Here is a 25705-nt window from a genome sequence, read left to right on the forward strand (position 1 = left end):
GTCCCCGATTTTGGAATGGTTGTCCCCGATGCCGGTATCTTGGAATTGGTTATTGGGTGCGCTTGATGTTGAAGGGCGAGAAGCCTTGGCAAGTCGGCATCAGTTCGATGCTGTTGACGTTGACGTGCGGCGGCAGGGTCGCGATCCAGTAGGCGGTGTCGGCGATGTCCTTGGCGGTGAGCGGGGTCGTGCCTTCGTAGACCTTGGCCGCGGCGGCGTCGTCGCCCTTGAAGCGCACGTTCGAGAACTCGGTGCCCCCGCATAGCCCCGGCGCCAGGTTGGTCGCGCGTACGCCGGTGCCGACCAGGTCGGCACGCAGGTTCAGCGTGAATTGTTCGACGAAGGCCTTGGTTGCACCGTAGACGTTGCCGCCCGGGTAAGGGTAGTGGCCTGCCACCGAGCCGAGGTTGATGACCAGGCCGCTGCCGCGCTCGACCATCGCCGGCAGCACCGCGCGCGTCAGCCGGACCAGGCCGGTGCAGTTGGTGCCGATCATGGTTTCCCAGTCTTCCAGCGGCGCTTCGTGCGCCGGCTTGGTGCCCAGCGCGAGGCCGGCATTGTTGATCAACACGTCGATCTGCCGCCACGATTGCGGCAGCAGCGCCAGCGCGTTGGCGATCGAGGCCGGGTCCGTGACGTCGAGCGCGATCGGCAGGGCGTTTTCGCCCAGCTCGGCTGCCAGCGCTTCGAGCCGGTCAGTGCGACGCGCGCTGATGACGACCTGATGGCCATTTTTAACGAAGGTTCGCGCCATTTCTGCGCCGAAACCTGCCGAGGCGCCGGTGATAAATACGATCATGTCATTGTCCTGGAGTGGGATGGGCTTTCCAGATTGTAGCCGAACTGGCTATATAAGCTGGAAACCCTCTTGTTTGCTTGGCCATTCCTTGCCCTAATCATTGACTTAACTTACAATTTGGCCTCCATTTCGTCTCACATGACTGGCGAAAAGCCGCGGCATAACGTGCCTGTCGGCGAAAGGTGGACATCCACCGGGGAATGTGAGATTTCAAACGCCGTTCGCCTGGGCAGCCCGCGATGGAAGCGCACGACGAGGCTGTCCGCCGTCTTTTCCGGCCCCTCATTCGATCCACAATCAGCCAGGTGCAGCGCACCGTTATCGATTGGAGTTTTTTCATGTTTGCTAAAGATCACACGCTTGCCAATGTCGACCCGGATTTGTGGGCCGCTATTCAGAAGGAAAACACCCGCCAGCAGGATCACATCGAACTGATCGCGTCCGAGAACTACACGTCGCCAGCCGTGATGGAAGCCCAGGGTTCGCAGCTGACCAACAAGTACGCTGAAGGTTATCCAGGCAAGCGTTACTACGGCGGCTGCGAGTACGTCGACATCGCCGAACAACTGGCGATCGACCGCGTCAAGCAGCTGTTCGGCGCCGAAGCGGCCAACGTGCAGGCGAACTCCGGTTCGCAGGCCAACCAGGGCGTGTTCTTCGCCATGCTCAAGCCGGGCGACACCATCATGGGCATGTCGCTGGCCGAAGGCGGCCACCTGACCCACGGCATGGCGCTGAACATGTCGGGCAAGTGGTTCAACGTGGTGTCGTACGGCCTGACCGAACAGGAAGACATCGATTACGACGCAATGGAGCGCCTGGCGCACGAGCACAAGCCGAAGATGATCATCGCGGGCGCCTCGGCGTTTTCGCTGAAGATCGATTTCGAGCGCTTCGCCAAAGTCGCCAAGGCGGTCGGCGCATACTTCATGGTCGACATGGCGCACTACGCCGGCCTGATCGCGGCCGGCCTGTATCCGAACCCGGTTCCTCACGCCGACTTCGTCACGTCGACCACGCACAAGTCGCTGCGCGGCCCGCGCGGCGGCATCATCCTGATGAAGGCCGAGCACGAGAAGGCGATCAATTCGGCGATCTTCCCTGGCATCCAGGGCGGCCCGCTGATGCACGTCATCGCCGGCAAGGCAGTGGCGTTCAAAGAGGCGCTGAGCCCGGACTTCGTCGAATACCAGAAGCAGGTTGTGAAGAACGCCGACGCGCTGGCAAAGGCGCTGATCGCGCGCGGCCTGCGTATCGTTTCCGGCCGCACCGAGTCGCACGTGATGCTGGTTGACCTGCGCGCCAAAGGCCTGACCGGCAAGGAAGCCGAAGCCCTGCTCGGCGCCGCGCACATGACCTGCAACAAGAACGGTATCCCGAACGATCCGCAGAAGCCATTCGTCACCTCGGGCATCCGCCTGGGCAGCCCTGCGTTCACCACGCGCGGCTTCAAGGAAGACGATGCGACCATCGTCGGCAACCTGATCGCCGACATCCTCGACAACCCGAACGACGCCGCGGTCACCGAGCGCGTCAAGCAGGAAGTCAAGAAACTGACCGACAAGTATCCGGTCTACGCGTCGTAATCGCTGTACCAGCCGGGCCTTCGATGCCGAAGGCCCGGATCTAAATTGAGTAGTCCACGGCGGCCCCCATGAAATGTCCGTTCTGTCAGCATGAAGACACCCAGGTCCTCGATACGCGTGTATCGGAGGAGGCCGACGCCATCCGCCGGCGCCGGAAATGCGGCAAATGCGATAAACGATTTACCACGTATGAGCGGATCGAATTGTCGATGCCGATCATCGTCAAGAAAAACGGCAGCCGTACCGAATTCTCGTCGGCCAAGCTGCGCGGCAGCCTGATGCTGGCGCTGCGCAAGCGCCCGGTATCGGCGGAAGCCATCGACACCGCCGTCGCCACCATCGAAGAAAAGCTGCTCACCAGCGGCCGCCGCGAAGTCGACACCGTCTACGTCGGCGAACTGGTCATGCAGGAGCTCAAGCGCCTCGACAAGATCGCCTACATCCGCTTCGCATCGGTCTACAAAAACTTCGAAGACCTGGCCGAGTTCCAGGAAGCCATTGCCGAAGTCGGCCACGAACGCAAACCCCGCAAGTAGTTCCCCCGCATTGCCCCTGCACAGTTGAGGTAACTCAGGCGTGAGTTGACGCCGCCTGATAACTTGGGCCTTCGATACGGAGGCGCCGGTGCATTCACGTTACGTCAGCGGCTTTACGCTCATTGAAGTGCTGGTGGCCGTGTTCGTGCTGGCCGTAGGCGTGATGGGCGCGCTGGCGGCGCAAACCGTCGCCCTGCGCACGCGCCACGAATCGGCGCTGATGTCGCATGGCGTGCAGCTGGCCACGTCGTTCGCCGACCGCATGCGCGCCAACAGCGCGCAGATGCGCGTACCCGACGCCGTCAATCCATACCTGCGCATCGACTACGACGCGGCCAGTGACGGCGCGCCTGATGCGCCGGCGCAGCCTTGCCAGTACCGCGCGCCATGCGACAGCGCCGCCATGGCGTCGTTCGACACCTACGAGCTGCAGCGCGAATTGCACGCCGCGTTTCCCGCGCCGCGCCTGCTGGTGTGCCGTGACGCCGTAATGTGGAGCGAGGCTGAGGACAGCCTGTCATGGGACTGCACCGGCGGCGCCGCCGACCCGGTCGTCATCAAGCTAGGCTGGCGCCTTCGGCCGTCAGGCGAGGGTGCCGAGGCGGCCCATGTCCCCATCGTCGCCATTCTCGTATCGGGAGACCCGGCATGACATGCGCCCGCCAACGCGGCTTGTCGATGGCGGAGCTGATGGTCGCGGTCGCCGTCGGCTTGCTGGTGCTGCTGTTCGCCGGCGCCATGCTGGTCTCGGCCAACCGCGGCCACGCGGCGCAAGAGGAGTCCGCGCGGCTCGATGACAGCGGACGCTTCGCGCTCGAAGCGATCGCCCGCGCTGTTCGGCAGACGGCATACGTCAACTGGGACCGCGCCGACGCCGGCATTGCCGACGACCCCGCCGCGCCGGCGCGCATCGCCGGACTGGATAACCGGTCGCTGGTAAAGACCGCCGACTTCATTTCCGATCCGCGGCCGGATGTCGCCAATGGCAGCGATGTGCTCGCGCTGCGCTTCGCCGGCGCAGGGCCGGGGCCAGATGGCGATGGCAGCATGACCAGCTGCGCGGGGTTCGGCGTCAACGAGCTGGAAGATGGATGGAGCATCTTCTATGTCGGCCGCAGCGCGAGCGGCGACGCTGAACTGCGCTGCAAGTATCGCGGCAGCGCGAGCTGGGGCGCGGACGCCATTGTTGGCGGCGTCGATTCATTCCAGGTGCTGTATGGCCTCGATACCGATGTGCCGGAAGATGGCATCGCCAACCTGTTCGTCAACGCCAGCGTCGTCGCCGCGCTCGACGACGAGCTCGACCTCGACGGCGCCGACGAGGCCGAGCGCGAGCTTGACCTGCGCCGCAAAACCCACTGGAAGCGCGTCGCCAGCATCAAGGTCGGCCTGATCCTGCACGGGCAAAAGCGCGTGCGGGTCAACGCGCAGCCGGTCACCTTCGACGTGTTCGGGCCAGTGTACGCCGACGCCCATGGCAGTGCCGACCCCGGCACACGCATCAGCGAAAGCGATATGCCAGGCAGCCTGCGCGAGCGTGAGCGGCGCTTGTTCTCGTCAACCATCATGCTGCGTAATCCGCCCAAATGATCGCGCCAACGGTCTTTGCCCGCCAGGCGCGCGCCGGCGGCGCCGCACTGGTCACCGTGATGTTCGTCCTCATCGCGGTGCTGATCGTCGCGGTATCGGCGGCGACGGCGGCTTTGAACGCCGAGAAATCGGCGCGCAACGAACGTGACCGGCACATCGCCCTTCAAGCGGCGGAAGCGGCGCTGGCCGACGCCGAGCGCGATATCGCGGCGCTTGATCCCGCCTCTGCGCGCGCCGCGATGTTCGCGCCCGGCAGCGTGCTTGGATTCGTCGACGGCTGCGGCCAACGCGCGGATGATCCGAGCCTGGGCTTGTGCAGCCGGGTGGAGGCGCCTGGCGTACCTGCATGGATCGGCGCGGCGCTGGCGGACGGTGGCGATGGCGTCCCGTACGGCAGCTTCACCGGAGCGCTCATGCCCACGGGAGCAGGAACGCTGCCGGCGCGCCCGCCACAGTACATCATCGAACTGATGCCGTTTCCGCGCGCAGGCGAAGACGCCAGCGAGCCCGTGACTAACTTCTATCGGGTCACGGCCATCGGATTCGGCTCGCGCGATGCGACCAGGGTCGTACTGCAGTCGTTCTATCGCAAGCCCACGCCATCGGCGGGAGCGGCGCCATGAAGGCCGCCTTGCTGGTCCTGGCATCCGCCTGCGCGCTTGCCGCCCAGGCAGCGCCCCCGCTACTGTCCATCCCAGGCGGCCAGCTCGGCCTTCCTGGGAGCCGCGTTGCGCCAAACCTGCTGCTGCACTTGTCGCTGACCGTCGCCGACACCGGCGCTGCGTATCGGGACGCGTACCGCGGGTCGATCGAATACCCTGGCTACTTCAATCCGCGCCTGTGCTACGCCTATCCCTACAAGACCAAGGCCGGCGCGCAGCAGCCCGACCTTGGCGATAACAGCGGATACTTCTCGCCCGTCAAGCGCGCCGACCCGACGCGCCAGTGCGGCGGCGATTCCTTCAGCGGCAACCTGCTGAACTGGGCAAGCATGTCGCGCCTTGACCTGCTTCGCCTCGCGCTGACGGGAGGCGATCGGGTGATCGACAACAAGGACCTGACGGTGCTGCAGCGCGCATGGCTGCCCGAGAAGGTCGAGAACTTCCCGCCCAGGCCGATCGGCGCGGCGGACGCGGTAACGCCATTCGGCGCTGCCATGGTCTATGTCGCCTCGTGCCGCAATCGGCTGCTGTTCAGCGAATCGCCGGCCGAACCAGATTGCGGCGCGCCGCCGCCCCGTGAGTTCAACGCCCGTGTCAAGGTCTGCGACAAGGCCGACACCGAACTGCGTCCGCAACTCTGCGTCGCTTACGCAGGCGGCAACAAGCCCCAGGGCGCCGTCCAGGCGAACGCTGACCTGATGCAAATGGGTGCGATGGGCTACCTGTCCGAGCTGGCCGCTGACGACCCGAATTTCTACGGCGGCGTGCTGCGTGCGCCGCTCAAGTTGATCGGCCACCTTAAGGCCGGACCGCTTCGTCCCGAATGGAACCTTGCCACCGGCGTGCTTGAAGCGGACCCGGACAAGGCGGGCGGCGCCGCCAGTGGCCTGATCAACTTCATCAACCTGTCCGGAAGGCGCGGCGTCTACAAAGCTGCCGATCCGGGCGCGGAGCTATTCTACGAAGGATTGCGCTACCTGCAGGGACGCCAGCCCAGCACCGGCAGCGGCGACGCGGCGTCGGACGACGGGCTTGCCGTGTGGAGCACGCGCAATGACCCGTCCTCGCAAAGCTGCCAGCGCTCGACCGCGGCGGTGATCGGCCACTCCAGCTTTGTGCGCGACCGCTACCTGCCTGGGAATACCCGCGCCTTGCTTGGCGATGCCGTACGTGCCGCTGATGGTTTCAGCGGTACGTTCGACGCCATGCAGGCGACGCGGCGGATCGGCGCGCTGGAGGGCGGTGACCTGGCGAACCTGGACACGCAGGCCGATGGTCCCGGCGGCGAGGGCAGTTACCTGCTCGCGGGGGCCGCATACTGGGCGCATACCAATGCCTTCAGGGGCGACTCGGATGCGCGGCTCGATACCTTGACCCTCGAGCTGGATGCCGCCCTTAGGCCACTTGCCAGCCCGCTGTACCTCGCAGCCAAGTACGGCGCGTTCCTTGACCGCAATGGCGACAAGAACCCTTTCATCACAACGGCTGGCGAGGCCGCGGACAGCGAGTGGCGTTTCGAGGGGCAGGCCGCTGCCGGCTATTTTTCCGCCGCCGATCCGCATGCCATCGGGCCTGCTGTGCGCGAGCTGTTCGCGGCTGCGCGTCAGCCCCGTGGCGAGGTGATGGGGAAGGCCGCCAGCTCGGGCAGCTATTTGATACAGGCAAGCTACGACCGGCAGCAGTCGAGCGGCACGCTGCGGCGCTACGAGATCGGCAGCCCGAAGCCGGTCTGGGACGCGGCGCGCGCCATGTACGCACACGACAAGCGGAAAATCTACAGCGCGGCCGGCGACCCCGAGGGCCGCGCGACCACCATCGAGCTGACATGGACAAGCCTGACCGAGCCGCAGCGCGCACTGTTTGACCCTGCCGGCGATGGCCTGGGCGAAGCGCGTCTGAACTTCCTGCGCGGTGACAGAACCCGCGAGACGGGGCAGCCCGGCGGCGTGTTCCGCCGCCGCGCCAGCGCGCTGGGTGACATCGTCCACAGTGCGCCGGTGATCGTCAATGCGCCTTCCGTATCGGTGGTGGGGGCCCGGTACGCGCAGTTCCATGCAAGTGCCAGCAAGCGTCGCGGCGCCGTGTATGTGGGCGCGAACGACGGCATGCTCCATGCGTTTGACGTGGCGACGGGCGCCGAACTGTTCGCCTATGTTCCGCGTGCGCTCCTGCCGGATCTCGTCAAGCTAAGCGAACCAGGCTACATGCAGCGGCCTTACGTCGACGCCAGCCCCGGGGTCGGCGAGGCGCTGGTGGGAGGCACATGGCGCAGCATCCTGGCCTCCGGCATGGGAATGGGTGCGCGCGGCGTGTTTGCGCTGGATGTGACCGACCCTGCCAATTTCGCTTCGGGATCGGGCGCGCTGTGGGAATTTACCGAGCAGGATGATCCGGCGATCGGCCATGTGCGCGGCGCGCCGCTGATCGCCAAGCTGAAGGTCGCGGTGAAAGACCTTGTTCCCGAATACCGCTACTTTGCGGTCGTCGCCAGTGGCCTGAATAATTACACCGACGGCGATGGCGACAACGCGGCGCGCGGGGCCTTGTTTCTTCTCTCCCTCGATAAACCGGCATCCGAACGCTGGGAGCACGGCGTCAACTACTACAAGCTGGTGACGCCGCTGTCCGAGTCGAAGGTCGCAAATGCACTGGCGCCGCCTGCATTCGCGCTGGCGCCTGATGGAAGTGTCCGATTCGCCTATGCGGGCGATTTACAGGGCAATCTGTGGCGCTTCGACTTTACCGGCAAGCCGCCCTGGTCCAAAGCGGTGGGGCCGGGCGCGCTCGGGGAGCCGTTGTTCGTGGCACGCGACGATGCCGGCAATCGCCAGCCGGTTACCCACGCGCCGCGCGTGGTGCATGCGCCCGGCGGTGGCTACCTTGTCCTTTTCGGTAGCGGACGGTTGCTGGAGAATGCCGATCTTGAAGCGGCAAGCCACGTCGGGCAGGCGTTCTATGCGATCCGCGACAGCGTTGCCAAGCCCGCCGTCCTGGTGGCCGGCAGGAGCGAACTCGCATCCCGGAGCGCTGGCGGAACAGGGCCTTACCTCATCAGCGGAGATGCCCTGCGCTTCGACGGCAGCGGTGCCAAAAAAGGCTGGTACCTCGATTTTCCTAACTGGCGTACCGAAGGCGAGCGCGCGGCCGGGACGGCGTTCCTGGCCTCGGGCGCGGTGATGTTCGACTCCGTGGCGCCTGGTGCAAGTGCGTGCGCCGACATGCTTACCAGGTCGTACGTCGTCGACGCGCTGACCGGCTTGGCCTACACCAGTGCGGGCGTGTCCGGGGCCGGGCAGGTCACCGGCGAGGTGATTGAGAACGCAGCCTCGCTGTCGCCGCCGCTGCTGTTCGACATGGGCATGGTTGCCGGGCAGCGCAGTGCGACAGGTGCGAGCGTTGCCACCCATACGGTGAATATCGTCCGGATGCGCGGAGAGGGCAGGGCGCCGCTGTCCAGGCCAATCACCGTCAAGACCAGGTCCGGGCGGCTTAGCTGGCGCGAGGTCGCCAACTGGCTGGAACTGCACCAGGCAGCGAAACGGGAGAAAAAATGAAGCGCAACGGCGGGTTCACGCTGGTGGAGATCATGATCGTGCTGGCGATCATCGGCATCCTCGCCTCGATCGCCTACCCGGGCTACGCCGGCTACATCGCGCGCTCGCGGCGGATCGAAGGGCAGATGGCGCTGCTCGACATCATGCAGCAGCAGGAACGGTTTTACGCGCTTCACAACACGTATGTCGCGTTCTCGGCAGAATCCGACGACCCGGCAGCGCAGCGCTTCAAGTGGTGGTCGGGTGGCGAAGCATCCGCCAGCGCCTACGAACTGCGCGGCGAGGCTTGCCCGAACCGGGACATCAGCGATTGCATCGAGGTGAAGGCGATTCCGGGCACCGGGCAGGTCGATGCAACGTTCCGCGACGCGCAATGCGGCACCCTGACACTGAACAGCATTGGCAGGCGCGGGCCATCCGGCGGGTCGGTGCGATGCTGGCCATAAGTCGACGGCGCGGGTTCTCGCTGGCGGAACTGATGGTGGTCATCGCGGTGGCGGCCATCGTGCTGGGAATCGCGGTAAGCGACCTGAGAGGCATGCTCCGTCACCAGCAGCTCAAGGCCGCGTTATCCGACCTGTTCGGGGCGATCGACCTCACGCGGTCGCAGGCCATCACGCGCGGCGAGCGCGTCTTCCTGGTACCCGGGGACGATGGCTGGAGCAGCGGCTGGACCGTGTTCGTCGACCAGGACGGCGACGGCATGCCGGGCGATGCCGACGAGCTGATCGCGGTCCACGGAGCGCTCGCGGAGGGAATTGTCGTCACGTCTGGCTTCACGAGTCCCCGCACCCCCGATTACATTGCCTATAATGGCGGTGGGCGCAGCTGCAGTCATGCCAGCAGCATGGCAGCGCGCTGGGGTACGCTGTCGCTGACGCTGGACGGGCAAACGCGGCGTATCAAGATCAACATGCTTGGCCGTGCGCGCGCGTGCGACCCCGCCCGCGATGGCGCGAGTTGCACCGGCCCAGAGACACCATAAACATAGCAGGCACTGTGCAGATACTTAACGATACCGATGGCATGGCGCTTGCCCTGGCACTGGCAGCCAAGGGCATGTACACCACCACGCCGAACCCGCGCGTGGGCTGCGTGATCGTGCGCGACGGCGAAGTCATTGGCGCGGGCCACACCCAGCCTGCCGGCCAGGCGCACGCCGAGATCATGGCAATGCGCGACGCAAAGGAGCGCGGCCACGACGTGCGCGGGGCCACTGCCTACGTCACGCTTGAACCATGCAACCATCACGGCCGCACGCCGCCATGCTCCGATGCGCTGGTGCGCGAAGGCCTGGGCCGCGTGGTCGCCGCGATCGCCGATCCGAATCCGCTGGTGGCGGGGCAGGGCATGGCCAAACTCGCTGCGGCGGGCATCGCGGTCAGCGCCGGCCTGCTGGCCGACCAGGCCTACGAGATGAACATCGGATTCTTCTCGCGCATGCAGCGCAAGCGGCCATGGGTACGCATGAAGGCCGCAGCAAGCCTCGATGGCATGACCGCGCTGCACAGCGGCGAGAGCCAGTGGATCACCGGGCCGGAAGCACGCGCGGATGGACACGCCTGGCGCGCCCGCGCCTGCGCCATTCTTACCGGGATCGGCACCGTCAAGGCCGACGATCCGCAGCTGAACGTCCGCGCGGTGGATACGCCGCGCCAGCCGCGCCGCATCGTCGTCGACAGCAAGCTGGACATCGGCCTGGACGCGAAGGTGCTCGCCGGTGGCGGCACCTGGATCGTCGCCGCGGTCGGTAATCCCGACAAGGAAGCGGCGCTGGCCGCCGCCGGCAACGAAGTGATTTTGTTGCCGAATGCTGCAGGCAAAGTGGACCTTCCGGCCCTGATGCTCGAGCTTGGGCGGCGCGAGATCAACGAGCTGCATGTCGAAGCCGGGTCCAAGCTGAACGGCTCGCTGGTGCGCGAAGGCTGCGTCGACGAGCTGCTGGTGTACATCGCGCCGTGCCTGATTGGCGACGCGCAGGGCATGTTTGCGCTGCAGGCGCCCGAGCGGCTCGACGCGAAGATCACCCTCAAATTCCACGAGGTTCGGCAGGTTGGCGACGACTTGCGTATCCTTGCAAGATTCACCCCACAACAGGATTAAAAGCCGCATGTTTACTGGAATCGTCGCCGCTGTCGGCAAAATTACCTCCGTTACCCCGCTCGAGGGCGGCCAGGATGCGGGCGTCCGTCTCGATATTTCGTCCGGCGGCCTGCCGCTGCAGGACGTCGCGCTGGGCGACTCGATTGCGATCAATGGCGCCTGCATGACGGTGGTGTCGAAAACCGAACAGGCGTTCAGCGTCGATGTCTCGCGCGAGAGCCTGAACTGCACCGCGGGGCTCGATGCCGCCGGTGAAGTAAATCTTGAAAAGGCGCTGACCCTGGCCGAGCGGCTGGGCGGGCACCTGGTGTCAGGTCACGTCGACGGGTTGGGGCAAGTGCACCGGTTCGAGCCGGTCGGCGAGTCGTGGGAGCTGGTGATCGATGCGCCGCGAGACCTGGCGCGATTCCTGGCCTTCAAGGGATCGGTGGTCGTCAACGGCGTGTCGCTGACCGTGAACCGGGTTGAGGATATCGACGGCGCTTGCCGATTCTCGATCAACCTGATTCCGCATACGATTTCGGTGACGACGCTGAAGCATCTCCGTGCCGGCAGCAAGGTGAATCTGGAGATTGACCTGATTGCCAGGTATGTCGAGCGGATGTTGTCGTTGAAGTCGTAGCGGCAACCGGGCGTACATCGCAGGGCGGATGACGCTTCGTCCTTCCGCCCTGCACGACTGCATGTACGCTTTACTTCTCCGGGTACAGCACCACCTGCACGTAATTGTTCATGTTGAAGTACCGCTTCGCCGCTTCCTTCACCTGCGCTGGCGTAATCGCCGCCACCTGCTTCTCGTACGTCAGGATCGACCCCGGGTCGGTCTCATGCAGCAGCGCCGTCTGCAGGTGATTGATCCAATAGCCGTTCTCGCGCAGTGATTTCTGGTGGCTCTGGATCCAGTTCTGCTTCACCTTGTTCAGGTCCGCCACGTCCGGACCCTTTTCCTTGATCTGCTCGATCTCCGCGAAGGTCGCGGCCAGCACCTTGTCGACATTGTCCGGGCCGGTCGGCAGCGATACCGCAATCGCGTAGTTCTCGTACGGGATCTTGCTCAGGCTTCCGTTCATGCCGCCGCCGTAGATCAGCGCCAGCTTCTCGCGCAGGATATCGGTGATCCGGATATTCATCACTTCAAGCAGCGCGTGGAAGCGCAGTTGCTCTTCTTCCGAGAACTGCGCCTTGCCGGTGAAGTTGATCGATACATTGCTCTTGGCCTCGGAGCCGCTTCGCACATCCTTCTTGACGATGCCGGCCACCGGGCGAACGCCGGTATCCCTCGCTTCAACCGGAATGTCGGGCGTCGGCAGGCTCGCGAGATAGGTGGCCAGCAGCGGCTTGATGCGCGCGACGTCGAAGCTGCCGACCAGGATGAAGGTCAGCCCCTTGGCACTGCCGAAGCGCGCCTTGTAGATCTCGATCGCGCGGTCCAGGTTCACCTTCGCAAAATCTTCCGGGCGCGCGGTGCGTGCCACGCGCGGGTGGTTGTTGTACAGCGTGGTGATGATCGCGTCGCGGAACACCATCTCCGGCTGCGTCATCGCGTTGCGCGCGGCGTCGACCTGGCGCGCGATGAACGACTTGTACAAATCCGAGTCGCGGCGCACGCCGTTGAACTGCAGGTGCACCAGCTGAAGCATGCTTTCAATGTCGCTGCTGCCGGCGCTGCCGCTGACGATATCGGTATTGCTGCCCAGGCCCGCGCGCACCGTGGCTGACTTCCCGGCCAACACCTTTTGCAGGTCAAGCGGCGAGTAGTCCTTCAGGCCCATGCTGGCGATGATCGAGCTGGCGTAGCGCGAGTTGTAGGCGTCGTTTTCGTCGAACAGCATCTGGCCGCCGAAACGCACCGCGCTCATGAGCACCTGGTCGTTGCGGTAGTCGGTCGGCTTGAGGATCACCTTGACGCCGTTCGACAGCGTCAGGCGGGTGAGACCCAGCGCGGCGTCGTGCGATTCGCTGGCGATGCTGCCGGGTTTCGGCAACTGGTCCATCAGGTCGGCGGCGACGGCCTTGTCGTCACGCGCGCTGACCACGGTCTTCTCGGCCGCCGCGACAGCCGAGAGCAGCTGCGCGCTGGTCGGGATCGGCGCGTCGCTATTGGTGTTCCCCATGTAGACGACCAGCTTGGCCGAGCTGTCTGGAATGGTCTCGCGCGTGTATTTGTTGATCTCGTCGAGCGTTATGCCCGGCACCATCTCCTGCACGTAGCGGTATTCGCTTTCGATGCCGGGAATGCTTTCCTGCTCGAGGAAGTTGCGCACGTACTCGCCGACATAGCTGGCAGAGTCGGTCTTGTCCCGCTCGTTGTAGGCGCGTTCGTAAAAGCGCATCAGGTTCTTTTTGGCGCGTTCCAGCTCGCCCGCGCTGAAGCCGAACTGGCGCGCGCGTTCATTCTCCTGCACCAGTGCGTCGATGGCGGGCGTGGCGCCGCCTTTGCCGAGCGCGGCAAACGCGGTGTACGATTTGTAGCGCGCGGTCAGGCGGCTGATGTTGCTGCTGCCGCCGATGAAGGGCGGGGCGGCTTGCTGCGACAGTTCCTGCATGCGCTGGCTCAGCATGCCGGTAAACATGCCTTCAACCAGTTTTTCGCGATAGTCGCCGAAGGTCGGTTTCTCGATCGATTCCTGCACCGGATAGCGGATCAGCAGCGAATCGTTGCTCGCCTCCTTGTCGGTGATGACCAGCGCTTCGGTCTCCGAACGCGCCGGGATCGTGGCGTACTCGCGCGGGCGCGGGTTGGCCGGGTTCTTCAGGGCGCCGAAGTGCAGCTTGATCAGGCGCTCGGCTTCCTTCGGTTCGATGTCGCCCACTGCGATCACGGCCATCAGGTCGGGGCGGTACCAGTCGCGGTAGAAGCGCTTGAGGGCGTCGTATTTGAAGTTCTGCAGTACCGCCTCGGTGCCGATCGGCAGGCGGTCGGCATAGCGCGAGCCGTTGAACATCTTCGGCAGCAGGACCTTGTTCATGCGGTCGTTCGCGCCCTTGCCGAGACGGTGCTCTTCCAGCACGATGCCGCGCTCCTTGTCGATGTCGTCGTGGTTGAAGGTCAGGCCGCCGGCCCAGTCCTTCAGCACCAGGAAGCCTTTGTTGACGTTGGCCTTGCGGTTGGTCGGAATCGGCAGGATGTAGACCGTTTCGTCGAAGCTGGTGTAGGCGTTCAGGTCTGCCCCGAACTTGACGCCGATCGATTGCAGGTACGAGACCAGTTCGTGCTTCTTGAAGTTGGCCGAGCCGTTGAAGGCCATGTGCTCGGTGAAGTGGGCGAGGCCCAGCTGGTCTTCGTCCTCGAGGATCGAGCCGGCTTTCACGACCAGGCGCAGTTCGAGTTTCTTTTGCGGCTTGTCGTTGTTCTGGATGTAGTAGGTCAGGCCATTGGGCAGCTTGCCGACCTTGACCTGCGGACCGACGGGGATGGTGTCGGCCAGGTTGATCGCGGCGTGGCCGGCGATCGAATACAAGAGCAGGAAAGCGCTAACGCATACGGTCTTGACGAAGTTGGTGGTCATCGGCACATCTTCCTGGCATCGGTATCGGTGCCGGAATTCTACTCCTTATGGCCGGGCGATCGCTGTAGCGTCCGAATGCCACCTCAGCATGATCTGTTGTTGATTTGTAACAACAACGATGCGGGGGATGCGCTGGCCGAAGCCGATCGGGGTATTGCTGGGCCTAATGCCGGTGGGAAGCTGGTAAATCCTTTAAAATAGCGGATTACGCTTTACTTGTCCGTCTTGAGGAACATTCATGTCTATCTCCACTACCCAGGAAATTGTTGCCGAGTTGCGCGCAGGGCGCATGGTCATCCTGGTCGATGAGGAAGATCGCGAAAACGAGGGAGACCTGGTTCTCGCCGCCGATTTCGTGACCCCGGAAGCAATCAATTTCATGATCAAGCATGCGCGCGGCCTGGTCTGCCTGACCTTGACCGAGGAGCGCTGCAACCAGCTCGACCTGTCGATGATGACGACGCGTAACGGCACCTCATTCGGCACCAACTTCACCGTGTCGATCGAAGCGGCCGAGGGCGTGACCACCGGTATCTCCGCCGCCGACCGCGCCAAGACCATCCAGGTGGCGGTCGCCAAGGGCGCGGTGCCGAACGACATCGTCCAGCCGGGCCACATTTTCCCGCTGAAAGCGCAAAAGGGCGGCGTGCTGATGCGCGCTGGCCATACCGAAGCTGGCTGCGACCTGACTGAAATGGCTGGCTTGACGCCGGCGTCGGTGATCTGCGAGATCATGAAGGACGACGGCACCATGGCGCGCCTGCCAGACCTGCTGGAGTTCGCCAGGGAGCACAACCTCAAGATCGGCACCATTGCCGACCTGATCCACTACCGCAGCGAGAACGAATGCCTGGTCGAGCGCGTGGCCGAGCGTTCGATGAGCACGATTTTCGGCGACTTCCGCCTGATCGCCTTCCGCGACAAGCCAAGCGGCAGCGCCCACCTCGCCATGGTCCATGGCGACCTGGCGCCGAACCTGGAATGCCTGGTGCGCGTGCACCAGCCTGTTTCGGTGCTCGACCTGCTGGAAAGCAAAGCCACCACCCACTCGTGGACGATGGCGTCGGCAATGCAGGCAATCAAGGATTCCGAACGCGGCGTGATGGTGCTGCTCAATTGCGGCGAGACGGCCGAGCAGCTGTTCGCCCAGTTTGCGGCGCTGGACACCGAAGCGCGCCCGCAGGGCCGCGCGGCGTCGATGGACCTGCGCACCTACGGTATCGGGGCGCAGATCCTGAAAGACCTCGGCGTCGGCAAGATGCAGTTGCTGGCAAGCCCGCGCAAGATGCCGTCGATGACAGGTTTCGACCTGGAAGTTACCGGTTATCTTGCCAAACCGGCCGCCTGACGCGGTACTATTCATCACTAACCACAAGACAAAAGGGGCCGACCATGACCGTAGGAACTTATGAAAGCAATCTGACAGGGGCTGGCCTGCGCATCGGTATCGTCCAGGCACGCTTTAACGCCGACGTGGGCCACGGCCTGCTGTCGTCCTGCCTGGCAGAGCTGAAGCACCTCGGCATCAGCGACGAAGATGTCCTGCACGTGACCGTGCCGGGCGCGCTGGAAATTCCACTGGCCCTGCAGAAAATGGCAGAGACCCAGCAGTTCGACGCCTTGATCGCGCTCGGCGCGGTGATTCGCGGCGAAACCTACCACTTTGAACTCGTGTCGAACGAATCGGGCGCTGGCATTACCCGCATCTCGCTGGACTACGGCATGCCGATCGCCAACGCGGTCCTGACCACCGAGAACGACGAGCAGGCCGAAGCACGCATGGCAGAGAAGGGCGCCGATGCGGCGCGCGTGGCCGTTGAAATGGCCAACCTGCTGCTGGCGCTGGAAGACCTGCAAGCCGACGAAGACTAAGAAGAACAGTAATAGAACAGGTAAGAAACCATGACTGACAAATCGATCCACGCCAATCCCAGCAAGAACCGCACGCCGCGTCACCGGGCGCGCGAGTTTGCCTTGCAGGGCCTGTACCAGTGGCTGCTGAATAATGAACCAGCGACCACGGTCGTCAACAATATCCGCGCCGCGCACGGCTTCGAGAAGGCCGATGCGGACTATTTCGCGGCATTGCTGTATGGCGCGATCCAGGAGTCGGTGGCCTTGCGTGAAGCATTCGCGCCGCTGATCGACCGCGGCGTGGCCGAACTGTCGCCAATCGAGCACGGCGTGCTGCTGATCGGCGCGTATGAGCTGAAGAACAACCTGGACATTCCTTACCGCGTCGTCATCAACGAGGCGGTCGAGCTGACCAAGTCGTTCGGCGGTATCGACGGCCACAAGTATGTGAACGGCGTGCTGGACAAGCTGGCGCCGGTGTTGCGTGCCGATGAAGTGGCGGCGACGCGCCGTTAAGCTGCGTTTGGCCCACAAGAAAGCCACCGTGCGCTGCACTGGTGGCTTTTTTTACGTCCTTCCCGCGCAGGTGCGCCTCCATGCTGAAGCCGGGCGCAGGGCTTGGGTTTCGCGGCTGCGACGGCGGCACAGGCAAAAAAAAGCCACCGCAATCCGCGGTGGCCTTCTTATATATATAGATCGCGGCTGATTACAGGCCGGCGATCGCCTCGTTCGGCGCCTCGGTGACAACCGGCGCTTCAACCTTTGGCGCTGGCGCTACCGGCGCCGCTGGCGCCGCCTTGTCCGCAACCATGGTCGCTGGAGCAGGGCGGGTGAAGGTCGGTACGTTCTTGCCGCGAGCAACTAGCTTCAGGCGCTGGTATTCAGCCAGTACGCGCGAGCCATAGCCCGAATCGGTCTCGAAAGCCGCCGCGCCGACATACCGCTTCAGGCCGGCTTCGACCGAACCGCCACGCGTCACGTACTCTTTCAGGATCTGCGAACCGACGCGGATGTTGGCGACCGGGTTTAGTGCTGCCTGGGTGCCGCCCATCGAGTGGAATTTATCCTTGTGTACCTTGGACATGACCTGCATCAAGCCTTGCGCGCCCACTGGGCTCTCCGCAAACGGATTGAAGCGCGATTCGATCGCCATCACGGCCAGGATCAGCAGCGGATCAAGTTTCATTTCGCTGGCGGTCAGGTATGCCGTCGATACCAGCATGTCGGCCGCGTCGCCGGCGACGCGATAACGCTTGGCCAGCCACGAGGTAACGAATTCCTGCTGCTTGCGGGTGCCTTCAATCGCTTTGTGGTGCACCGATTGCGGTTCTTCTGCCTCTTCGGCCGGCGCCGCGGCCATCAGTGCGGACGTCTGCGGTGCTTCGATCTTAGCCACCGGCATTGGTTCCGGCGCCACGAATTGGTAGAACTGTTTCGCCAGGTCCGGGTTGGCGTAGAGCAAAGCCAATACCGCTACTGCCGAGAGACCGAAAATGGTCAGGGTGTGTTGTGCTGTAGTCAGCACGCCACGGGCCGCCTTGGTCACGGAAACCCACGTGATCGGCTGAATGGCCATGGTTTGGGCGAGCTTAGCTGTCGCCCCGTTGAAACGATTTGTCATCGAATTCCCCTTTGTCGCGGAAAAAGTGATCCCGTCGCTGCCGTATAGGGCAACGGTCTGACTCTTGCCGTGCATCAGAAATATCGTCCATCATCCCGTTCGCGGGTGCCGCGATCCGGTCGATTTACGCCGTCATTGCTTGCTACAGCTGGTGGTTCCCTAAGGTATTTGACCAGTGGCTAAACAACTTTTTTCGGGGGAGTTAGGCAGACGCCTGTAGAAAACACTCCATTAAATGTCATTGGGGCCCCGACCCCGTGAAAGTATGAGAACAGGCTAAAATCATGTCTTTCGACGCCCTGACTCATCAATTTAGAGCAAATTGTAGGGGCTGCCTTATATCAAGTCAATACTAACACGATTGGTCTTTATTACTTTTAGGTATGACTTTCTGTGCTGCGACGCAACAATTCCCTGATAAATCAACAACTTGCCGTAGCTATTTCAACAACTCCGTTGTTCTCAAAAAAAGAAGAAACTGATGAAATACTCTGATTTACGCGACTTTATTTCCCAATTGCAACAAATAGGCGAATTGAAACGGGTCACCGCGCCGGTGTCGACCTATCTCGAGATGACCGAAATCTGCGATCGTACGCTGCGCGCGGAGGGGCCTGCGCTGCTGTTCGAGAACCCCGCCGGCCATACGATCCCGGTGCTGGCCAACCTGTTCGGCACCCCGCGCCGGGTGGCGCTGGGCATGGGCGCGGACGATATCTCCGAGCTGCGCAAGATCGGCCACGTGCTGGCGCGGCTGAAGGAGCCCGAGCCGCCGAAGGGCTTCAAGGACCTGATGGGCATGGGCTCGCTGGTAAAGGCGGTGTGGGACATGTCGCCGAAAGAGGTGCGCGGCGCGGCGTGCCAGGAGATCGTCTGGGAGGGTGCCGACGTCGACCTGGCGCGCCTGCCGATCCAGCATTGCTGGCCGGGCGATGTGGCGCCGCTGATCACATGGGGGCTGGTGGTCACCAAGGGCCCGCACAAGAAGCGCCAGAACCTCGGCATCTACCGCCAGCAGGTGATCGGGCCGAACAAGGTGATCATGCGCTGGCTGGCGCACCGCGGCGGCGCGCTCGACTTCCGCGAGCACGCGATCCAGACCAAGGGCCAGCCGTATCCGGTGTGCGTGGTGCTTGGCTGCGACCCGGCGACCATCCTCGGCGCGGTGACGCCGGTGCCGGACAGCCTGTCCGAGTACCAGTTCGCCGGCCTGCTGCGCGGCAGCCGCACCGAACTGACGAAGGCGATCGGCAGCGAGCTGCGGGTACCGGCGAATGCCGAGATCGTGCTGGAAGGGCATATCTATCCGGACCAGAACCACCCAAGCGGCTATGAGCACGCGCTGGAAGGCCCGTATGGCGACCATACCGGCTATTACAATGAGCAGGACAGCTTCCCGGTGTTTACCATCGACCGCATCACGATGCGGCGCGACCCGATCTATCACTCTACCTATACAGGCAAGCCGCCCGACGAGCCGGCGGTGCTGGGTGTTGCGCTCAACGAGGTGTTCATCCCGCTGCTGCAAAAGCAGTTCAGCGAGATCACCGACTTCTACCTGCCGCCGGAAGGCTGCAGTTACCGCATGGCCGTGGTGCAGATGAAGAAGCAGTACGCCGGCCATTCGAAGCGCGTGATGTTCGGGGTGTGGAGCTTCCTGCGCCAGTTCATGTATACCAAGTTCATCGTGGTGGTCGACGAGGACGTGAATATCCGCGACTGGAAGGAAGTGATCTGGGCGATCACCACGCGGGTCGACCCGGTCCGCGATACCGTGATGGTCGATAACACGCCGATCGACTATCTCGATTTCGCCTCGCCGGTCAGTGGGCTGGGCAGCAAGATGGGTATCGACGCGACCAACAAGTGGCCGGGCGAGACCAATCGCGAGTGGGGCACGACGATTTCGATGACCGATGAGGTCAAGAAACGGGTCGACGCGATGTGGCAGGAGCTGGGAATTTAAGTGACCCCATAAATCCCGCGGGTCGGTTATAATGATCGCTGGCGGGCCCCTGCGCATTGTGGCACGGCTAACCTGGTCAGGTCCGGAAGGAAGCAGCCACGGCTGTTCACCATAAGTGCCGCAGATCAGGCTCGCCTCTTTCGTTTTCTCTTCTTAGTATCAAAATCTCCTCGGAACAGCTCAGCGTCGTTCCCGGCATTGCCGGAACCGACTTCCCGTGAAAACGGGAACCCATGCTCATTTTGCGTTTCCCCTACTGCTAGCCCAGCATGGATCCCCGCTTTCGCGGGAACGACGTTTGGCAAATTGCCCCAATTATCGGTCTGATACAATGTCGTTTTGCGCGATTCGTCGCGACGACCCGGCAAGCCACATACGGTAAAATCCAAGCATGTCCTATCAAGTCCTCGCCCGTAAGTATCGCCCCAAGAATTTCGAAACGCTCGTCGGCCAGGAGCACGTAGTGCGCGCCCTGACGCACGCGCTACAGACTGGCCGCCTGCATCACGCCTACCTGTTTACCGGGACCCGCGGTGTCGGCAAGACGACGCTGTCGCGCATCCTCGCCAAGTCGCTTAACTGCATCGGGCCTGACGGCAGCGGCGGCGTGACCGCGCAGCCCTGCGGCGTGTGCGACGCCTGCACCGCCATCGATGCCGGCCGCTTCGTCGACTACATCGAGATGGATGCGGCATCGAACCGCGGCGTCGACGAAATGGCGCAACTGCTCGAACAGGCCGTGTACGCGCCATCGAACGCGCGCTACAAAGTCTACATGATCGACGAGGTGCACATGCTCACCAACCACGCCTTCAACTCGATGTTGAAGACGCTGGAAGAGCCGCCTGCCCACGTCAAGTTCATCCTAGCGACCACCGACCCGCAAAAAATTCCCGTCACCGTGCTGTCGCGCTGCCTTCAGTTCAACCTGAAGCAGATGCCGCCGGGGCACATCATCGGCCACCTTGAAAACATCCTCGGTCAGGAAGGCATCACCTTCGAACAGCCGGCGCTGCGCCTGCTGGCGCAAGGCGCGCACGGTTCGATGCGCGATGCGCTGTCGCTGACCGACCAGGCCATCGCGTATGCGGCAGGCCAGGTCACGCTCGAAGCGGTGCAGGGCATGCTTGGCGCGCTCGACCAGTCTTACCTGGTTCGCCTGCTCGACGCGCTGCTTCAACAAGATGGCGCCGACCTGATGGCGGTGGCCGACGAAATGGCCAGCCGCAGCCTGTCGTACAACGGCGCGCTGCAAGACCTGGGCACCTTGCTGCACCGGATCGCGCTGGCGCAAAGTGTGCCGTCGGCGGTGCCGGCGGACCTGCCGGAGCTGGCCGACATCCAGCGCCTGGCCACGCAGTTCGATGCCCAGGAAGTGCAGCTGTATTATCAGATCGTGGTCCATGGCCGCAACGAGATCGGCCTGGCGCCCGATGAATACGCGGGCTTCACCATGACGCTGCTGCGGATGCTGGCTTTCCGCCCGGGCAATGGCGGCGCCGACGGCGTGGCGCCAGCCGCACCGGTCACCGCGCGCCCAGCGCCGCAAGCGCCGCGCGCACCGACGCCGCCGGCCCGCGCCGAATCGGCCGCCGTGGCAAGCCATGCGGCAGTGGTGCCGGTACCAGCGGCGCCGCTGCAGCAAGCAGCGCCCGCAGCGCCCGCAGCGCCCGCAGCGGCGCCGTCGGCCCCGGCACCTGCAATGAGTTCCGCGCGCGCCGCGATCAACGCCGCGCTGGAAGCGGCCCGTTCCGCCAGCCGCGGGCAGGGCGGCGGTCAGAAACGCCCGACCGCGATGTCGATCCAGGCCGACCAGAACAGCGCGCAAGCGGCGCTGGCGGCGCCAACCGCGCCGCCAGCGCCTGCGCCGGTGGAAGCGCCGCCGGCAGTGCAAGCCGCGCCAGGCGCGCCGCCGCCGTGGGAGCAGCCATCCGCCCCGGCCGCGCCGCCCCGGCAGCAGCCGCAGGCGGTCCAGCAAAGTGACAACCAGCCGGAACCCGACGATGGCCCGCCATCGTGGGTGATGGAGTTTTCCGACGACACCGCAGTAGCGCAGGAAGCGCCAGCCGTCGCCGCCGCGCCGGCAGCGGTGCGCGCACCGGCAGCGCCGCGCCATGCGTATGTCATCACGCCGGTGCCCGAGATCGACTGGGACGGCAACTGGCCCGGCCTTGCGGCCGGACTGGCGCTGCGCGGCGTCGCCCAGCAATTGGCGTTCCAGACCGAACTGGTCGACTGCACGGTCGACGGCAACGTCACCACCTTCAAGCTGCGTGTGCCGATCGACACCCTGCGTGCCAGCGGCAACAGCGACAAGCTGGCCGCGGCCCTGCAGGAACGCTTCACCGGCACCAAGGTTGCGGTCGATATCGAGATCGGCCACGTCTGGTACACGGCTAGCGCCGAAGCCCAGGCATTCCGCGAAGAGTGCCAGCGCAAGGCCGAGGAAACCGTGGTCAACAACCCGTTCGTCAAGGACCTGATGCGCGAGTTCGGCGCCTTCGTGGTCCAGGGTTCGATTCGCCCGCCGCCTGCCGCAGCGGCTTGAACACAGAATTTTCACACCAATATTTGTCCTACTCTTAGATTTCGGAGAACACCACCATGATGAAGAACCAGCTCGCAGGCTTGATGAAACAGGCGCAAGCCATGCAAGACAACATGAAAAAGGCGCAGGAACAGCTGGCCCTGATCGAAGTCGAAGGCCAGTCGGGCGCCGGCCTCGTCAAGGTTGTCATGACCTGCAAGAACGACGTCAAGCGCGTATCGATCGACCCGTCGCTGTTGGCCGACGACAAGGACATGCTGGAAGACCTGGTCGCCGCCGCCTTCAACGACGCGGTGCGCAAGGCCGAGACCACGTCCGCTGAAAAGATGAGTGGCATGACCGCAGGCATGAACCTGCCAGCCGGCTTCAAGATGCCGTTCTAAGCGTCTTAATGTCCAGCTCGCTAGATTTCCTCACCGAAGCCTTGCGCCGTTTGCCCGGCGTCGGCCCGAAATCGGCGCAGCGCATGGCATTCCACCTGCTGCAGCACGACCGCGAAGGCGCCACCATGCTGTCGCGCGCGCTGTACCAGGCGGTCGACAACGTGCATCACTGCGCGCTGTGCAATACCTTCGCCGAAACCGAAATCTGCGACACCTGCCTGGATGAACGGCGCGACAAGGCCATGCTGTGCGTGGTCGAAACGCCTGCCGACCAGCTGATGATCGAGCAGACCCTGACTTACAAGGGACTGTATTTTGTGCTGATGGGAAGGCTGTCGCCGCTGGACGGCATCGGCCCGAAAGACATCCATCTGGAAAAACTGGTGGCGCGGGCAACCGACGGCGTCGTCGGCGAAGTGGTGCTGGCCACCAACTTCACCAACGAAGGCGAAGCGACCGCGCATTACATCAGCGAAATGCTGAAGGCGCGCGGGCTCAAAGTGAGCCGGCTGGCGCGCGGCGTACCGGTGGGCGGCGAACTGGAATATGTCGATGCCGGCACGATCGCGCGGGCCATGCTCGACCGCCGCAGCACCTGACGCGGCGCCACGCTTTCAAGCGAGCTCATCTACACCATATTCACCGCGGCGCCTTGCGCCAGCGCTATTCCTGCGTGGAACGGGTCGGCCCGTTTGCGTGCGCTCAAACCCCGCAACGACCGCGCTGATATCGTGGTTTCTCAATTTGTGAAGCCAATGTATGCATATCGCCGACATCACGATGTTCTACGCCGCCCGCGGTGGTGGCGTCAGTACATATCTCAACGCCAAGGCGCGCTGGCTCACCCAGCGAACGCGCATCCGCCATACCATCGTCAGCCCGAACGTCCCGACCACCAACGGCAAGACGCGCTCGCTTGTTACCGTTCCCTCCTTCCCGTTTCCTGGCATTCACGGCTACCGGATGCCGTGGTCGATCGCGGCAACGGCGCGCATTTTGCAGCGCCTGCAGCCTGACCTGATCGAGGTGGGCGACGCCGGCCACTGCGCGTGGGCGGCGTTGCGGGTCAAGCGCAGGTTGAACATTCCGGCGGTCGCCTTTTATCACTCCGACCTGCCGCGCCTGATCGGCGACCGCATCGGCAGCGCGGCGGCCAGGGCGGCGGGCGCCTACCTGTCCCATCTCTACCGCCAGTTCGACCTGGTCGTGGCGCCCAGCAAACACATGGTGCAGCAGCTTGACAGCCTGGGCGTGCGCGGCGCGTTTCACCAGCCGCTGGGTATCGATGTCGGCACCTTCTCGCCACGGCGGCGCGTCAATTCATTGCGCGAGCACCTGAAGCTGGCGCCGGACACCCGGCTGCTGGTCTATGCCGGCCGGTTTACGGCCGAAAAAAAGCTGCACCTGCTAATCGAAGCGGTGCGCCGGCTTGGCCATCCCTACCACTTGCTGCTGATCGGAGGCGGCATGAAACTGCCGCCGCTCGACCGGATGACCTGCATCCCGTTCAAGCGCAACCAGCAAGACCTGGCGCGGCTGATCGCCAGCTGCGACGTGCTGGTGCATCCCGGCGACCGCGAAACCTTCGGGCTGATCGTGCTCGAAGCGATGGCATGCGGCATCCCGGTGGTCGGGACGACCGGCGGCGGCGTGGCGGAGCTGGTGGAACCGTCGACCGGAATCCTGGTCGAACCGAACAGCGCCGCGCATCTTTGCGAGGGTATTGAGGCGATCTACCGCTGCGATATGGCGCAGCTTGGCAAGAACGCCATGCGCCGGGCGCGCGAGCAGTACGACTGGAACCACATCATGCCGCAACTGCTGCAGCGCTATGCCGGCTTGCTCGCCTCGCGTGAACGGGCGGAACTCGAAGCGGAGCGAATCATTGTTGCAGAATGAAGAGCATGACCCGGGCAGCGTTTGTGTTTCAATTCATGACGTGGCGCCCGATACCTGGGCCGAGTGCGAAGTACTGATGCAGGCGGTGCGCGCGGTGGCGGACATCCCGCTGACCTGGCTGGTGATTCCCCATTACCGGGGAAGTGGCAGGCGTTCACAGGCGCTGGAAACCACCCTCGAACGCATGCTGGCGCACGGCCATGAGCTTGCCTTGCACGGGTATACCCATATCGATGACGGCGCGGCGCGCGCCGGTCCGTTCAGCGCGCTGCTGCGCACCGTGTACACCGAAGGCGAAGGCGAGTTTGCCGCCATCGACGAGCAAGATGCGCGGCGCCGCATCGCGCTGGGGCTGGAATGGTTTCGCGAGCGCGGCTGGCCGGTGCACGGCTTTGTTGCGCCGGCATGGCTGATCGGCCCCAAGGCATGGCAGGCCGTCCATACTTTCCCTTTTCTTTATACGACGACCTTTGCGCATTTCCACCTGCTGGAGCGCGACAGGCAGGTGTTTTCGCCCAGCCTGGTGTACGCGGCGCGCAACAAGGGGGGCAGGGCGTTGTCGCCGATGGCCGCTTCCACCACGGCCTATCTGCTCAGATGCGCGCCGTTGGTGCGCCTGTCGCTGCATCCACGAGACGCACACCACCCTGCGCTGGTGCGCCACGCCCAGGGCCTGATCGCCCGCCTGCTCGACTCGCGCATGCCGCTCACCAAGGCGGCCTTTGCCCGGACCTACCAGTAGGGCCCCCACCCGGCGCCCACACTCCAGTGGCGGCGCGACAATCCGCCGTAATAGTATGGGTGGTAGCCATAGCGATCCATGTCGTCTTTGGCGCTCAGCTGCAAAACGCAGCCGCGCCATTGATCGGTATTGGCAGAAAATCCCAGTCTGGCGCAGGCGGGACCGTAAACCCGCATCATGCGCTCCATTTCGGCCTGCATGCTGGCGGCGCGCTGCTCAGGGGTAGCGCACCCGGCTGCCAGCAGGGCCGTGACTAATAAAACGGTGTAACGAAGCATGGTGGTCTCCTGAAAGCATCGACAGACGCCTGCGCGCCAGCTTCCTCCAAGCTTAAAAGCCCTACATTAACCACG

Annotated in this window: 23 protein-coding genes, 1 other RNA gene and 1 riboswitch; of the genes, 20 read left to right on the forward strand and 4 right to left on the reverse strand. The window is 63.9% G+C overall.

Annotated elements, in window-relative coordinates; all coding sequences use genetic code 11:
- Nucleotides 1–49: 49 nt before the first annotated feature.
- Nucleotides 50–799, reverse strand: a complete 750-nt coding sequence (locus tag I4X03_RS06790; RefSeq protein WP_223467388.1) for an SDR family oxidoreductase — start codon at nucleotides 797–799, stop codon at nucleotides 50–52.
- A 128-nt stretch (nucleotides 800–927) separates the two neighbouring features.
- A riboswitch (ZMP/ZTP riboswitch) is annotated at nucleotides 928–1037 on the forward strand.
- A 100-nt stretch (nucleotides 1038–1137) separates the two neighbouring features.
- On the opposite strand from I4X03_RS06790, the gene glyA reads away from it, so the two are divergent.
- The 10 genes from glyA (at nucleotide 1138) to I4X03_RS06845 (ending at nucleotide 11452) form a co-directional block, all read left to right on the forward strand.
- Entirely contained in the window at nucleotides 1138–2385 is a 1248-nt protein-coding gene (gene glyA / locus I4X03_RS06795) for a serine hydroxymethyltransferase (RefSeq protein ID WP_223467390.1), read from the forward strand.
- A gap of 68 nt (nucleotides 2386–2453) precedes the next feature.
- Entirely contained in the window at nucleotides 2454–2921 is a 468-nt protein-coding gene (gene nrdR / locus I4X03_RS06800) for a transcriptional regulator NrdR (protein WP_223467392.1), read from the forward strand.
- Nucleotides 2922–3009: 88 nt separating this feature from the next.
- Nucleotides 3010–3573: a type IV pilus modification protein PilV gene (gene pilV / locus I4X03_RS06805; protein WP_223467394.1), complete on the forward strand. Its 564-nt coding sequence runs from the start codon at nucleotides 3010–3012 to the stop codon at nucleotides 3571–3573.
- Nucleotides 3570–4511, forward strand: a complete 942-nt coding sequence (locus I4X03_RS06810; RefSeq protein ID WP_223467396.1) for a PilW family protein — start codon at nucleotides 3570–3572, stop codon at nucleotides 4509–4511. The genes pilV and I4X03_RS06810 overlap by 4 nt, the downstream gene beginning before the upstream one ends.
- Nucleotides 4508–5134 carry a pilus assembly PilX family protein gene (locus tag I4X03_RS06815; RefSeq protein WP_223467398.1) on the forward strand — a complete coding sequence of 209 codons (627 nt, stop codon included), beginning with the start codon at nucleotides 4508–4510 and terminating at the stop codon, nucleotides 5132–5134. The genes I4X03_RS06810 and I4X03_RS06815 overlap by 4 nt, the downstream gene beginning before the upstream one ends.
- Nucleotides 5131–8727: a pilus assembly protein gene (locus I4X03_RS06820; RefSeq protein ID WP_223467400.1), complete on the forward strand. Its 3597-nt coding sequence runs from the start codon at nucleotides 5131–5133 to the stop codon at nucleotides 8725–8727. The genes I4X03_RS06815 and I4X03_RS06820 overlap by 4 nt, the downstream gene beginning before the upstream one ends.
- Nucleotides 8724–9173: a type IV pilin protein gene (locus I4X03_RS06830; RefSeq protein ID WP_267874031.1), complete on the forward strand. Its 450-nt coding sequence runs from the start codon at nucleotides 8724–8726 to the stop codon at nucleotides 9171–9173. Before I4X03_RS06820 ends, I4X03_RS06830 begins: the two co-directional genes overlap by 4 nt.
- On the forward strand, nucleotides 9161–9712 hold the full coding sequence (locus tag I4X03_RS06835) for a GspH/FimT family pseudopilin (RefSeq protein WP_223467402.1): 552 nt from the start codon (nucleotides 9161–9163) through the stop codon (nucleotides 9710–9712). Before I4X03_RS06830 ends, I4X03_RS06835 begins: the two co-directional genes overlap by 13 nt.
- Nucleotides 9713–9753: 41 nt before the next feature.
- Nucleotides 9754–10830 (forward strand): bifunctional diaminohydroxyphosphoribosylaminopyrimidine deaminase/5-amino-6-(5-phosphoribosylamino)uracil reductase RibD, encoded by a 1077-nt coding sequence (ribD, locus tag I4X03_RS06840; RefSeq protein WP_229428109.1) that lies wholly within the window; start codon nucleotides 9754–9756, stop codon nucleotides 10828–10830.
- A gap of 7 nt (nucleotides 10831–10837) precedes the next feature.
- Nucleotides 10838–11452: a riboflavin synthase gene (locus tag I4X03_RS06845; protein WP_223467407.1), complete on the forward strand. Its 615-nt coding sequence runs from the start codon at nucleotides 10838–10840 to the stop codon at nucleotides 11450–11452.
- A 70-nt stretch (nucleotides 11453–11522) separates the two neighbouring features.
- Here the strand turns inward: I4X03_RS06845 and I4X03_RS06850 are convergent, their stop codons facing one another.
- Nucleotides 11523–14339 carry a M16 family metallopeptidase gene (locus I4X03_RS06850; RefSeq protein WP_223467409.1) on the reverse strand — a complete coding sequence of 939 codons (2817 nt, stop codon included), beginning with the start codon at nucleotides 14337–14339 and terminating at the stop codon, nucleotides 11523–11525.
- Nucleotides 14340–14577: 238 nt separating this feature from the next.
- On the opposite strand from I4X03_RS06850, the gene ribBA reads away from it, so the two are divergent.
- From ribBA to nusB, 3 genes are read left to right on the forward strand one after another with little or no spacing between them, the layout of a single operon-like run.
- Nucleotides 14578–15687, forward strand: a complete 1110-nt coding sequence (ribBA, locus tag I4X03_RS06855) for a bifunctional 3,4-dihydroxy-2-butanone-4-phosphate synthase/GTP cyclohydrolase II (RefSeq protein ID WP_223467410.1) — start codon at nucleotides 14578–14580, stop codon at nucleotides 15685–15687.
- 44 nt (nucleotides 15688–15731) lie between these two features.
- The gene (gene ribH / locus I4X03_RS06860) at nucleotides 15732–16211 is read left to right on the forward strand and encodes a 6,7-dimethyl-8-ribityllumazine synthase (protein WP_223467412.1); all 480 of its coding nucleotides are present in this window, start codon (nucleotides 15732–15734) and stop codon (nucleotides 16209–16211) included.
- Nucleotides 16212–16241: 30 nt separating this feature from the next.
- Nucleotides 16242–16709, forward strand: coding sequence for a transcription antitermination factor NusB (nusB, locus tag I4X03_RS06865; protein ID WP_223467414.1), 468 nt, complete (start codon nucleotides 16242–16244; stop codon nucleotides 16707–16709).
- A 190-nt stretch (nucleotides 16710–16899) separates the two neighbouring features.
- On the opposite strand, the gene I4X03_RS06870 is transcribed toward nusB, so the two are convergent.
- Nucleotides 16900–17814, reverse strand: a complete 915-nt coding sequence (locus I4X03_RS06870; protein WP_370660489.1) for a transglycosylase SLT domain-containing protein — start codon at nucleotides 17812–17814, stop codon at nucleotides 16900–16902.
- A 481-nt stretch (nucleotides 17815–18295) separates the two neighbouring features.
- Between I4X03_RS06870 and ubiD the strand changes: the two genes are divergently transcribed.
- From ubiD to I4X03_RS06905, 7 genes are all read left to right on the forward strand, one after another.
- Nucleotides 18296–19780 (forward strand): 4-hydroxy-3-polyprenylbenzoate decarboxylase, encoded by a 1485-nt coding sequence (gene ubiD / locus I4X03_RS06875; RefSeq protein ID WP_223467416.1) that lies wholly within the window; start codon nucleotides 18296–18298, stop codon nucleotides 19778–19780.
- A gap of 40 nt (nucleotides 19781–19820) precedes the next feature.
- An RNA gene (gene ffs / locus I4X03_RS06880) (signal recognition particle sRNA small type) lies at nucleotides 19821–19919 on the forward strand.
- Between the two features lie 252 nt (nucleotides 19920–20171).
- A complete protein-coding gene (locus tag I4X03_RS06885) occupies nucleotides 20172–22328 on the forward strand; it encodes a DNA polymerase III subunit gamma/tau (RefSeq protein ID WP_223467418.1) in 2157 nt (718 codons plus the stop codon).
- Nucleotides 22329–22384: 56 nt separating this feature from the next.
- A complete protein-coding gene (locus tag I4X03_RS06890; RefSeq protein ID WP_223467420.1) occupies nucleotides 22385–22711 on the forward strand; it encodes a YbaB/EbfC family nucleoid-associated protein in 327 nt (108 codons plus the stop codon).
- 8 nt (nucleotides 22712–22719) lie between these two features.
- Nucleotides 22720–23310, forward strand: coding sequence for a recombination mediator RecR (gene recR, locus I4X03_RS06895; RefSeq protein WP_223467422.1), 591 nt, complete (start codon nucleotides 22720–22722; stop codon nucleotides 23308–23310).
- 160 nt (nucleotides 23311–23470) lie between these two features.
- Nucleotides 23471–24610, forward strand: coding sequence for a glycosyltransferase (locus I4X03_RS06900; protein WP_223467425.1), 1140 nt, complete (start codon nucleotides 23471–23473; stop codon nucleotides 24608–24610).
- On the forward strand, nucleotides 24597–25352 hold the full coding sequence (locus I4X03_RS06905) for a DUF2334 domain-containing protein (protein ID WP_223467426.1): 756 nt from the start codon (nucleotides 24597–24599) through the stop codon (nucleotides 25350–25352). The genes I4X03_RS06900 and I4X03_RS06905 overlap by 14 nt, the downstream gene beginning before the upstream one ends.
- Here the strand turns inward: I4X03_RS06905 and I4X03_RS06910 are convergent.
- On the reverse strand, nucleotides 25343–25630 hold the full coding sequence (locus tag I4X03_RS06910; RefSeq protein ID WP_223467429.1) for a hypothetical protein: 288 nt from the start codon (nucleotides 25628–25630) through the stop codon (nucleotides 25343–25345). The two genes, I4X03_RS06905 and I4X03_RS06910, sit on opposite strands and share 10 nt — an antisense overlap.
- Nucleotides 25631–25705 lie beyond the last annotated feature (75 nt).

The sequence above is a fragment of the Massilia soli genome (assembly GCF_016809835.1).
GTDB classification, from domain to species: domain Bacteria; phylum Pseudomonadota; class Gammaproteobacteria; order Burkholderiales; family Burkholderiaceae_D; genus Telluria_A; species Telluria_A soli.

What these genes read in the sequence shown, in the direction of transcription:
- ribH (WP_223467412.1), top strand. Translation starts at nt 15,732, where the DNA reads ATGACCGTAGGAACTTATGAAAGCAATCTGACAGGGGCTGGCCTGCGC.
- I4X03_RS06815 (WP_223467398.1), top strand. Translation starts at nt 4,508, where the DNA reads ATGATCGCGCCAACGGTCTTTGCCCGCCAGGCGCGCGCCGGCGGCGCC.
- I4X03_RS06850 (WP_223467409.1), bottom strand. Translation starts at nt 14,339, where the DNA reads ATGACCACCAACTTCGTCAAGACCGTATGCGTTAGCGCTTTCCTGCTC.
- ribBA (WP_223467410.1), top strand. Translation starts at nt 14,578, where the DNA reads ATGTCTATCTCCACTACCCAGGAAATTGTTGCCGAGTTGCGCGCAGGG.
- ribD (WP_229428109.1), top strand. Translation starts at nt 9,754, where the DNA reads ATGGCGCTTGCCCTGGCACTGGCAGCCAAGGGCATGTACACCACCACG.
- I4X03_RS06845 (WP_223467407.1), top strand. Translation starts at nt 10,838, where the DNA reads ATGTTTACTGGAATCGTCGCCGCTGTCGGCAAAATTACCTCCGTTACC.
- nrdR (WP_223467392.1), top strand. Translation starts at nt 2,454, where the DNA reads ATGAAATGTCCGTTCTGTCAGCATGAAGACACCCAGGTCCTCGATACG.
- I4X03_RS06885 (WP_223467418.1), top strand. Translation starts at nt 20,172, where the DNA reads ATGTCCTATCAAGTCCTCGCCCGTAAGTATCGCCCCAAGAATTTCGAA.
- I4X03_RS06830 (WP_267874031.1), top strand. Translation starts at nt 8,724, where the DNA reads ATGAAGCGCAACGGCGGGTTCACGCTGGTGGAGATCATGATCGTGCTG.
- I4X03_RS06835 (WP_223467402.1), top strand. Translation starts at nt 9,161, where the DNA reads ATGCTGGCCATAAGTCGACGGCGCGGGTTCTCGCTGGCGGAACTGATG.
- I4X03_RS06820 (WP_223467400.1), top strand. Translation starts at nt 5,131, where the DNA reads ATGAAGGCCGCCTTGCTGGTCCTGGCATCCGCCTGCGCGCTTGCCGCC.
- I4X03_RS06910 (WP_223467429.1), bottom strand. Translation starts at nt 25,630, where the DNA reads ATGCTTCGTTACACCGTTTTATTAGTCACGGCCCTGCTGGCAGCCGGG.
- ubiD (WP_223467416.1), top strand. Translation starts at nt 18,296, where the DNA reads ATGAAATACTCTGATTTACGCGACTTTATTTCCCAATTGCAACAAATA.
- I4X03_RS06810 (WP_223467396.1), top strand. Translation starts at nt 3,570, where the DNA reads ATGACATGCGCCCGCCAACGCGGCTTGTCGATGGCGGAGCTGATGGTC.
- recR (WP_223467422.1), top strand. Translation starts at nt 22,720, where the DNA reads ATGTCCAGCTCGCTAGATTTCCTCACCGAAGCCTTGCGCCGTTTGCCC.
- I4X03_RS06790 (WP_223467388.1), bottom strand. Translation starts at nt 799, where the DNA reads ATGATCGTATTTATCACCGGCGCCTCGGCAGGTTTCGGCGCAGAAATG.
- I4X03_RS06870 (WP_370660489.1), bottom strand. Translation starts at nt 17,814, where the DNA reads ATGACAAATCGTTTCAACGGGGCGACAGCTAAGCTCGCCCAAACCATG.
- I4X03_RS06900 (WP_223467425.1), top strand. Translation starts at nt 23,471, where the DNA reads ATGCATATCGCCGACATCACGATGTTCTACGCCGCCCGCGGTGGTGGC.
- nusB (WP_223467414.1), top strand. Translation starts at nt 16,242, where the DNA reads ATGACTGACAAATCGATCCACGCCAATCCCAGCAAGAACCGCACGCCG.
- I4X03_RS06890 (WP_223467420.1), top strand. Translation starts at nt 22,385, where the DNA reads ATGATGAAGAACCAGCTCGCAGGCTTGATGAAACAGGCGCAAGCCATG.
- glyA (WP_223467390.1), top strand. Translation starts at nt 1,138, where the DNA reads ATGTTTGCTAAAGATCACACGCTTGCCAATGTCGACCCGGATTTGTGG.